We start from the raw sequence: 7,629 nt of genomic DNA on the forward strand, positions 1-7,629 counted from the left end.
AGATCACGGGAATGTGGGGCGGGCGGCGAAAAGCCGTGATCCGAGGGGTTGACCCCCCCGCCCACGACCCCTAAACACCCCGCCGTTTGCGCGGCGGGCGGGGTTCTCCCTGGCCCGCCTTTTTGCAACAATAACCACGCGTTCTGGAGGCGCTTCTCGAGATGTCCCAAGACCTTCTCCCCGGCGTCACCGGCGTTCTGGTCCTGGCCGACGGCACCGTCCTGCAGGGCGTTGGCTGCGGCGCGGTCGGCGACGCGGTCGGCGAGGTGTGCTTCAACACCGCCATGACCGGTTACCAGGAAATCCTGACCGACCCGTCCTACATGGCCCAGATCGTGGCCTTCACCTTCCCGCACGTCGGCAATGTCGGCACGAACGCCGAAGACGTCGAGCAGGTCACCGGCGTGGCCGAGACGGCCGCCCGCGGCGCGATCTTCCGCGACGTCCCGACCGATCCGGCCAACTGGCGCGCCAATAGCGACTTCGACGGCTGGATGCAGCGCCGCGGCGTCGTCGGCCTGGCCGGCGTCGACACTCGCGCCCTGACCCGCAAGATCCGCGAGACGGGCATGCCGCACGGCGTCATCGCCCACTCGCCCGAGGGCAAGTTCGACCTCGACGCCCTGAAGGCCAAGGCCCGCGACTGGTCGGGCGTCGTCGGCCTCGATCTCGCCAAGGACGCCTCGACCACCCAGACCTTCACCTGGGACGAGGGCCTGTGGTCGTGGCCCGCCGGCTACGCCAAGCTCGAGCAGCCCAAGTACGAAGTGGTCGTCATCGACTACGGCGTGAAGCGCAACATCCTGCGCGCCTTGGCCCACGTCGGCGCCCGCGCCACGGTGGTGCCGGCCAGCACCTCGGCCGAGGACATCCTGGCCCGCAACCCGGACGGCGTTCTGCTGTCCAACGGCCCGGGTGATCCGGCCGCGACGGGGGAGTATGCGGTTCCCGTCATTCAGACGCTGGTCGCCAGCGGCAAGCCGGTGTTCGGCATCTGCCTTGGCCACCAGATGCTGGCCCTGGCCCTGGGCGCCAAGACCGTGAAGATGGAACAGGGCCACCACGGCGCCAACCACCCGGTCAAGGACCTGACCACGGGCAAGGTCGAGATCGTGTCGATGAACCACGGCTTCACCGTGGACAGCGAAAGCCTGCCCGAGCCGGTGCAGGAGACCCACGTCTCGCTGTTCGACGGCACCAACGCCGGCATCGCCCTGAAGGACAAGCCGGTGTTCAGCGTGCAGCACCACCCGGAAGCCTCGCCGGGCCCGACCGACAGCCTCTATATCTTCGAGCGCTTCGCCGGCCTGATGGACAAGGCGAAGTAAACAAGACCAAGACGCCCCGCTGAGAAGCGGGGCGTTTTTCGTTTCGGGACCTGTCACGAAACCATCGCCCAGGGTTCACGCACCGATTGAGCGGCCCGTGTTAGCGTTTTCGCCGTTCCCAATCTCGCGAGGACGGCATGAGCGCCTATGAACGCGTCGGCGGCGAGGCCGCCGCCCAGTCGGTGATCGACGACTTCTTCCAGCGCGCCCAGGGCGACGACCGGCTCAAGGGCCTGTTCGGCGGCGAGATCGCGCCCGGCGCCCGCGCCGTGGTGGCCGGCGCCCTCGATCCCGAGACCGGCGAGGCGCGGGGCGACCTGGAACTGGCCCAGGTCTGGTTCGGGGCCAACGCCCTGGAGGACGACGAGCTCGACCTGATCATCGGCCACCTGGCCGCCGCCCTCGAAGCCGCAGGCGTCGACGACGAGATCACCGCCGACGTCGCCGACCAGATCGAACTCCTCCGCGACCTGGCCCTGGGCCCGGACGAGGAAGACTTCGACGACGAGGACGAAGACGAGGAAGGCGAAGTGGCGGCGTAGGCCGCAGACCCCCTCCGGCCCTTCGGCCCCCCCCCCCCCCAGAGGGGGAGGATCTTTTTCTCCTCACCCGCTTGCGGGGGAGGGGGACCACGAAGTGGTGGAGGGGGCGAGACTTGGCGCCGTGCCTGCGGTCGCCCCCTCCGTCACGGCGCTGATAGCGCCGCGCCACCTCCCCCGTTTCTCGGGGGAGGAGTAGGGAGCTGTCGCGGAGCGACTGAGGGGGCTCGCACCCCTACGTCCCGAACTGCGTGAACGGCACCTTGTTGAACAGTTCGCGCTCGCCGCCGCGCGGGTCGTCGGCCATGCGGGTGGTCTCGTCGAAGATCAGGGTCTGGCGGCGGGGCAGGGTATAGGGCTCCCATTTGGGAACGGCCGGGCAGTTGGGGTCGCCGGTGTGGGCGAAGGCGACGAAGGCGTCCATCATGGTGTTGGACATCGCCTGGCTGCGGGCGTCGGTCCCGACGATCGCGCCCTTGGCGTCCAGCGTGCCGAACACCAGGCAGATGTCCAGCGTGTGCGGCGCGCCCCAGATCCCGCCGTCCTTGGGCGACTTCCAGTCGAGCTGATAGACCCATGCCGGCGCCCGCGTGGGCGCACGGGCCTCGGCCTGCAGGATCGCCGCCTTCCACGAGCGCCCCGCCGTCGAGGCGGCGAAATAGACGTCCGACGGCGAGTAGGCCGGGTACATCCGGCGATAGGCCGCCACGACCGTGGCCGGGTCGATGTCGATGCGGGCGTTGAACTGGGACGGCAGCTTCTCGACCACCTGGTCCCAGGTCATGTCGAACACCTTGGGGTCGGAGCCGACGAAGCCGCGGGTCTCGTCATGGGTGTTGCCGCAGATCAGCGGCACGTCGAGGCCTTGGGGCGCCGCGTCGGGGAAGAACGGGTGGCGGGTCAGCGACCGCTCGTCCAGCACCGGGCCCATATAGACTCCGCCCGAGCCGGCCACCGGATCGACCGCCTTCAGGCCGTTCAGCAGCTGGTCGGCGGGCAGGGCGCGCAAGGCCGCCAGGTCGTTGATCCCCAGCTTCTCCAGGAACAGCCTGGCGCGCTTGGTGGCGTTGAACGGGCCGCCGGCGGTGACCTGCTGGCCGCTCATGGTGGCGGCGCGGTGGAAGAGGCCCTTGGCGGCCGGCATGGCCAGCAGGGTGGCGATCTTGGCCCCGCCGCCCGATTGGCCAAACAGCATGACCCGCGAGGGATCGCCGCCGAAGGCCTCGATGTTGTCGCGCACCCATTGCAGGGCCAGGACGAGGTCGAGCTGGCCGACATTGCCGCTGTCGGCGACGCTGGGGTTGTCGAACAGGCGGGCCAGATAGAGATAGCCGAAGGCGTTCAGGCGGTGGTTGACGGTGACCACCACCACGTCGCCGCGCTTGGCCAGCTTGCTCCCTTCGTACCAGGGACTGCCCCCCGAGCCGCCGTTGTAGGCGCCGCCGTGGATGTAGAACATCACCGGCCGCTTGCCGCCGTCGGCCAGGCCCGTCTTGCCGGCCCCTTTTCCTTTAGGGGAGGCCGGGGTCCAGACGTTGAGGAACAGGCAGTCTTCCGAAAGGGTCTCGCCTTCCTCGCCCCTGCCGGTCTGCATCGAGGCCGCGCCGTAGGCCAGGGCGTCGGCGACGCCGGTCCAGGGCTGGGGCTTGCGCGGCGGAGAAAAGCGGTTGGCCCCACCGGTGTCGGCCCCGTAGCGCAGGCCCTTGAACACGTGCACGCCATCGGCGGTGCTCGCGCCCCGCACCTTGCCGGCGGCCGTGGTCACGATCGGCGAGCGGGCGATGGCGGAGGGCTTGGCGGCATGAGCGGGCAGGGCGCTGGCGGCGGCTGCCGCGCCGGCGGCCAGCAGCAGGCTGCGACGATCCATGGGTCTTCCTCCGGCGCTTCTGACGAGCTTGCGCCATGGCTAGCACGAACCATGACACCGGTGACAATCCATTTTGCGTAACGATCCTCCCCCCTGAAGGGGGAGGTGGCCCGAAGGGCCGGAGGGGGAAGTCCCTGATGAGGTCAGTGCTTCCGCCAACGCAGCAATCACTTCCCCCTCAGTCGCTTCGCGACAGCTCCCCCTTCAGGGGGGAGCATCCGTTGGATCACCACATCGACGCGGCCGCCCGCGCGGGCCAGGCCTCGTCATAGGCCGGCCCGCCGACCTCGCCGTCGGTGATCGCCGCCAGCATGGCGCCGGCGCTGGGCAGGCTCTTGGGATCGACCTGGGCCTTGGCGTTCCACAGCCCAGAGCGCATGACCGCCCGGGCGCATTGGAAGTAGCATTCCTCGATGGTGACGATCAGCGCCGTGCGCGGCGCCTTGCCGTCGACCGCCAGGCTCGCCAGCAGGTCGGCGTCGGTGCTGATCACCGCGCGGCCGTTGACGCGGAAGGTGGTTCCCGAGCCGGGGATCAGGAACAGCAGCGCCACGCGCGGGTCGCGGACGATGTTGCGCAGGCTGTCGATGCGATTGTTGCCGCGCCGGTCGGGGAGGATCAGCGTGCGGTCGTCGGCGATGGTCACCAGGCCATGGGCGTCGCCGCGCGGGCTGCAGTCCAGGCCTTCGGGGCCGACCGTGGCCAGGGCCAGGAACGGCGAGGCCTCGACCAGGCGGCGATAGTCGCTCGTCAGGCGGTCGCTGACCTTGGCGGTGGAGGCCGCGACCGGCGTGGGGCTGTAGATCGCCTCCAGCGCTTCCAGGGTGTCGATGGTCGCCATGCGTCGTCTCCCGTTCGCCGGGAGCCTAGCAGCGGCCGGCGGCGGCTGTCAGGCCCGACGGCCCAGGGCCTGCTGGCAGGCCTCGGCCAGGCGGCGGGGCGAGATCGGCTTGTCGACGATGGTGCGGCGGGCGTCGGCCAACTGGTTGGCGTTGCCGGTGACGAACACCGTCGGAATGCGCCCCAGCTTGGCCTCGATGGCCTCGACCGCCTCCAGTCCCGTGCCGCCGATGATGCGGAAGTCGGCGGTGATCAGGTCGGGCGCGCGGGCCAGGGCGCAGGTCAGCGCTTCCTGCGGACTGTCGGCGATATCGAAGCTTGAATAGCCCTGGGCGGCCAGAAGGGCCTCGACCTCGAGCGCGATGAGGATCTCGTCCTCGATGATGAGCGCGTGGCCTTGGGACCGTTTCACTGCACTTAACGCCAATCCGCTGCCGTCCCTTGCAAGACTACAACCCGAACTTTCAGTTCTCGCCAATCGATTTCGCGCGTCGATCCTCAGAAATGTGTTCCTGCACGCACGGATGGTCACGCCGGCGTGATGGCGCCGCCCGCGAGGCGAGAGCGGGGCGAGGCCGTTTCCCTCCCTGGCCGAAAGCCTCTATGCAAAGGGAAAAACAAGATTGCAGGAGCGCCCCATACCCATGACCCAACCGCTGGTCCTGACCGAGAAACGCGGCCATGTCGCCATCCTCACCCTCAACCGTCCCGAGGCGCTGAACGCCCTGGGCGCGCCCGGCGACGGCGACCAGGTGGCGGCCGCCTGCGAGGCGATCAACGACGACCAGGAGATCCGCTGCGTGATCCTGACCGGCGCCGGCAAGGCCTTCTCGGCGGGCGGCGACGTCAAGGCGATGAAAGCCCGCGAGGGCGCCTTCGGCGGCAACGGCGTGGCCGTGCGCGACGGCTACCGCAAGAACATCCACCGCATCGTGCGGGCCATCTACGGCCTGGAGGTCCCGTCGATCGCGGCGGTCAACGGCGCGGCCATCGGCCTGGGCTGCGACGTGGCCTGCATGACCGACATCCGCATCGCCGCCGATACGGCGAAGTTCGGCGTGACGTTCCTGAAGCTGGGCTTGATCCCCGGCGACGGCGGCGCCTGGCTGATGCCGCGCACCGTGGGCATGAGCCGTGCGGCCGAACTCTTGTTCACCGGCGACGTCATCGACGCGGCCAAGGCGGCCGAGTGGGGCCTGATCAGCCGTGCCGTGCCCTCGGCCGACCTGATGGGCGAGGCCCTGGCCCTGGCCGAACGGATCGCGGCCCAGCCGCCTCACGCCTTGCGCATGGCCAAGAGTCTGCTCAAGCACGGCCAGACGGCGAGCTACGACACCCTGATGGAGATGAGCGCCGCCGCTCAGGCCATCGCCCACCACACCGAGGATCACATGGAAGGCGTCGACGCCATTCTCGAAAAGCGCCAGCCCACGTTCCGGGGCGCCTGAGGCATGGGCAAGGAAGCGCGGGCCTGGGGCCAGCTCAGCGACGGTGAAAGCGACGGCAAGCTTCTGTGGGAGCCGCCCAAGCTGATCTTCCGCGGGGCTGTGCGAGGCATCTACCAGGGCCACGCCCTGCGCGACATCCGCGCCGAGGGCGACGACATCGTCCTGTCTGACGGCACGCGCTTCAGCCTCGATCCCGGCCAGGCGGAGAAGTGGGTGCACGCCATTCTCAACCCGCCCACGCGGCTGGACAAGCTGGGCGTCAAGCCGGGCATGAGGGTGGTGGTCGACGGCGTCGACGACGAGGACTTCCTCGAAGAGCTTTCGACCCGCGTCGACGCCGAGGTGGGGACCGGCGAGGACTTCGAGGACGTCGACCTGCTGTTCCTGGCCGCCGACGACCTGGGACAACTGGACCGCCTGGAGGACCTGCAGGGCGCGCTGGCCGAGAAGGGGGCGATCTGGGTCGTCTCGCAGAAAGGCAAGACCGCGCCGCTGAAGGACACCGACGTGCTGGCCGCCGCGCGAGGCGTGGGCCTCTCCGACACCAAGGTCTGCGCCTTCTCCAAGACCCACACCGCCCTGCGGTTCGTGCGGCGCAAGGGCTGAGGCGATGATCGTAGGGCGACGCGCGGGCCTCTTCGAAATCGCCTTCGCCCTGCGCGGCTCGATCCTGCCCAGCATCGCAGGAAGGCTGGCGGTGCTGCTGCTGGTGTCCATCGGCGCGGTGCTGACGGCCCAGCGCTGGCCGGCGGCGCTGGAGCGGCTGAACGCCTTGCCCTTCACCCTGATCGGCCTGTCGCTGTCGATCTTCATGAGCTTTCGGAACAACGCCTGCTACGACCGCTGGTGGGAGGCGCGCAAGCTCTGGGGCGGCCTGATCATCGCCGCCCGCAGCTTCGCGCGGCAGACCCAAGGCCTGCCGGCCGAGAAGCGCGAGCCGCTGCTGCTGGGTCTGGCGGGCTTCGCCGGCGGGCTGGCGGCGCGACTGCGGGGGCAGGACGAGCGGGCGGCGATCACGCGCTGGCGCGAGGTTCCGGGCATAGCCGCCGCGCCCAATCCGACCGACGCGGCGCTGGCCGCCGTCGGCGCCGACTGCGTCCGGCTGGAGGGAGAGGGCGCGGTGACCCCGATCCACCTGTCGGTGCTGGAGGCCCGGCTGACCGAGCTCAGCCACGTCCAGGCGGGGTGCGAGCGGATCAAGGCCACGCCGTCGCCCTTCTCCTATTCGCTGATGCTGCACCGCACGGCGCACGTTTTCTGCCTGCTGCTGCCGTTCGCCCTGGCCCACGCGCTGGGCTGGTGGACGCCGGCCCTGGTGCTGCTGATCGGCTACACCTTCTTTGGCCTCGACGCCCTGGGCGACCAGTTGGAGGACCCGTTCGGCCTGGAGGACAACGACCTGCCGCTGGACGCCATCGTCCGCACGATCGAGCGCGACCTGCTGTTCTCGCTAGGGCGGGAAGACTTGCCGCCGGTGATTGAGGCCAAGGGCTATCGGCTGACGTAGGCCGCCGGGGGAGGTCCCCCTCAGTCGCTCCGCGACAGCTCCCCCAGAGGGGGAGCATCTTGGCGCTCGAGATCCTCCCCCTCTGGGGGAGGTGGCCCGT

8 protein-coding genes are annotated in these 7,629 nt (G+C 69.7%); 5 read left to right on the top strand and 3 right to left on the bottom strand.

Annotation, left to right across the window (positions count from 1 at the left end):
• Positions 1-161: 161 nt before the first annotated feature.
• Both carA and ACODR1_RS05440 read left to right on the top strand, forming a co-directional pair.
• Positions 162-1,328 (top strand): glutamine-hydrolyzing carbamoyl-phosphate synthase small subunit, encoded by a 1,167-nt coding sequence (gene carA, locus ACODR1_RS05435; RefSeq protein WP_488879532.1) that lies wholly within the window; start codon positions 162-164, stop codon positions 1,326-1,328.
• Positions 1,329-1,465: 137 nt separating this feature from the next.
• Complete coding sequence (locus tag ACODR1_RS05440) at positions 1,466-1,870, top strand: globin domain-containing protein (RefSeq protein WP_488879533.1); 405 nt, start codon at positions 1,466-1,468, stop codon at positions 1,868-1,870.
• Between the two features lie 232 nt (positions 1,871-2,102).
• On the opposite strand, the gene ACODR1_RS05445 is transcribed toward ACODR1_RS05440, so the two are convergent.
• The 3 genes from ACODR1_RS05445 to ACODR1_RS05455 form a co-directional block, all read right to left on the bottom strand.
• The gene (locus ACODR1_RS05445; protein ID WP_488879534.1) at positions 2,103-3,734 is read right to left on the bottom strand and encodes a carboxylesterase/lipase family protein; all 1,632 of its coding nucleotides are present in this window, start codon (positions 3,732-3,734) and stop codon (positions 2,103-2,105) included.
• 226 nt (positions 3,735-3,960) lie between these two features.
• Positions 3,961-4,575 carry a pyridoxamine 5'-phosphate oxidase family protein gene (locus ACODR1_RS05450; protein WP_488879535.1) on the bottom strand — a complete coding sequence of 205 codons (615 nt, stop codon included), beginning with the start codon at positions 4,573-4,575 and terminating at the stop codon, positions 3,961-3,963.
• 48 nt (positions 4,576-4,623) lie between these two features.
• Positions 4,624-4,986 carry a response regulator gene (locus ACODR1_RS05455; protein WP_488879536.1) on the bottom strand — a complete coding sequence of 121 codons (363 nt, stop codon included), beginning with the start codon at positions 4,984-4,986 and terminating at the stop codon, positions 4,624-4,626.
• Between the two features lie 232 nt (positions 4,987-5,218).
• On the opposite strand from ACODR1_RS05455, the gene ACODR1_RS05460 reads away from it, so the two are divergent.
• The 3 genes from ACODR1_RS05460 to ACODR1_RS05470 are packed head-to-tail and all read left to right on the top strand — an operon-like array spanning position 5,219 to position 7,529.
• On the top strand, positions 5,219-6,022 hold the full coding sequence (locus ACODR1_RS05460) for a crotonase/enoyl-CoA hydratase family protein (RefSeq protein WP_488879537.1): 804 nt from the start codon (positions 5,219-5,221) through the stop codon (positions 6,020-6,022).
• A gap of 3 nt (positions 6,023-6,025) precedes the next feature.
• A complete protein-coding gene (locus ACODR1_RS05465) occupies positions 6,026-6,628 on the top strand; it encodes a DUF3052 family protein (protein ID WP_488879538.1) in 603 nt (200 codons plus the stop codon).
• Positions 6,629-6,632: 4 nt separating this feature from the next.
• The gene (locus ACODR1_RS05470) at positions 6,633-7,529 is read left to right on the top strand and encodes a bestrophin family protein (protein ID WP_488879539.1); all 897 of its coding nucleotides are present in this window, start codon (positions 6,633-6,635) and stop codon (positions 7,527-7,529) included.
• Positions 7,530-7,629: the final 100 nt, after the last annotated feature.

The sequence above is a fragment of the Caulobacter sp. FG7 genome (assembly GCF_057808875.1).